Origin of the sequence: Spirillospora sp. NPDC046719, assembly GCF_040645715.1 — a bacterium.
Taxonomy (GTDB): domain Bacteria; phylum Actinomycetota; class Actinomycetes; order Streptosporangiales; family Streptosporangiaceae; genus Spirillospora.
On sequence record NZ_JBEYYT010000859.1, the window covers coordinates 1 to 1,690 of the forward strand.

The following is a 1,690-nucleotide window of genomic DNA, read 5'->3' on the forward strand; positions in this document are numbered from 1 at the left end:
CGTACCCACACGACGGGCCCTAACCCCCCCCCGCACACCGCGACCTCGGTCCGCAGGGGGCTCCCGGCGCCGCGGTAGGGGTGCATCGCCGCGCGCGGCGACACCGAGCCGTACGACGGGCGGACGGCGCGCCCCGAGGACGACGGGCGCCGCTCCGCGCCCGCGGCCGACGGGCCGCTCCCCCGCAGGCCGCGCCGGGCGAGCGGCGGCGCGGTGACCCAGCGCGCCTACGCGCGGCGCGGGGAGATCACCGCCGAGATGGAGTTCGCGGCGCTGCGCGAGGGCGTGGCGCCGGAGTTCGTCCGCGACGAGCTGGCGGCGGGCCGGGCGGTGCTGCCCGCCAACGTCAACCACCCGGAGATCGAGCCGATGGTCATCGGCCGGAGCTTCCTGGTGAAGGTGAACGCCAACATCGGCAACTCGGCGGTGGCGTCCTCGATCGAGGACGAGGTCGAGAAGATGACGTGGGCGACCCGCTGGGGCGCCGACACGATCATGGACCTGTCGACGGGCCGGGACATCCACACCACCCGCGAGTGGATCCTGCGCAACTCGCCGGTGCCGGTCGGGACCGTCCCGCTGTACCAGGCGGTGGAGAAGGTCGGCGGCGACCCGGCGGAGCTGACCTGGGACGTCTTCCGCGACACCGTGATCGAGCAGGCCGAGCAGGGCGTCGACTACATGACCGTGCACGCGGGCGTGCTGCTGCGGTACGTGCCGCTGACGGCGCGGCGCAAGACCGGCATCGTCTCGCGCGGCGGGTCGATCATGGCGGCGTGGTGCCTGGCGCACCACGAGGAGAACTTCCTCTACACCCGCTTCCGCGAGCTGTGCGAGATCTTCGCGGCCTACGACGTCACCTGGTCGCTCGGCGACGGGCTGCGGCCCGGCTGCATCGCGGACGCCAACGACGAGGCGCAGTTCGCGGAGCTGCGCACGCAGGGCGAGCTCACCCGGATCGCCGCCGAGTTCGACAACCAGGTGATGAACGAGGGCCCGGGCCACGTCCCGATGCACAAGATCAAGGAGAACGTGGACCTGCAGCAGGAGTGGTGCGGCGGCGCGCCGTTCTACACGCTGGGGCCGCTGACCACCGACATCGCGCCGGGCTACGACCACATCACCTCGGCGATCGGCGCCGCGATGATCGGCTGGCATGGCACCGCGATGCTCTGCTACGTCACGCCGAAGGAGCACCTCGGACTGCCGGACCGCGACGACGTCAAGGCCGGCGTGATCGCCTACAAGATCGCGGCGCACGCCGCCGACCTGGCCAAGGGGCATCCGGGCGCGCAGGCGTGGGACGACGCGCTGTCGGACGCGCGGTTCGACTTCCGCTGGGAGGACCAGTTCGACCTGTCGCTGGACCCGGACACCGCGCGGGCGTTCCATGACGCGACGCTCCCTGCGGCGCCGGCGAAGACCGCGCACTTCTGCTCGATGTGCGGACCGCACTTCTGCTCGATGAAGATCACCCGGGACGTCCGCCGGTACGCCGGCGAGCACGGCCTCGCCGAGGAGGAGGCGCTCGCCGCCGGGATGCGGGAGAAGGCCGGGGAGTTCCGCGCCGGAGGCGGGCGCGTGTACCTGCCGCTGGCGCCCGGCGGTTCCTGACCGGCGACCGGACCGGGAGATCGGTCACCGGCGCCCTCGGTGAGGGCGGTCCCCTCCTCTCACCGGAGCCCGCCGC

General features: G+C 73.1%; 1 protein-coding gene. It reads left to right on the plus strand.

Annotated features, from left to right (window positions below):
• The first annotated feature begins 84 nt into the window (after nucleotides 1-84).
• Nucleotides 85-1,614: a phosphomethylpyrimidine synthase ThiC gene (gene thiC / locus ABZ914_RS51010; RefSeq protein WP_500201770.1), complete on the plus strand. Its 1,530-nt coding sequence runs from the start codon at nucleotides 85-87 to the stop codon at nucleotides 1,612-1,614.
• Nucleotides 1,615-1,690 lie beyond the last annotated feature (76 nt).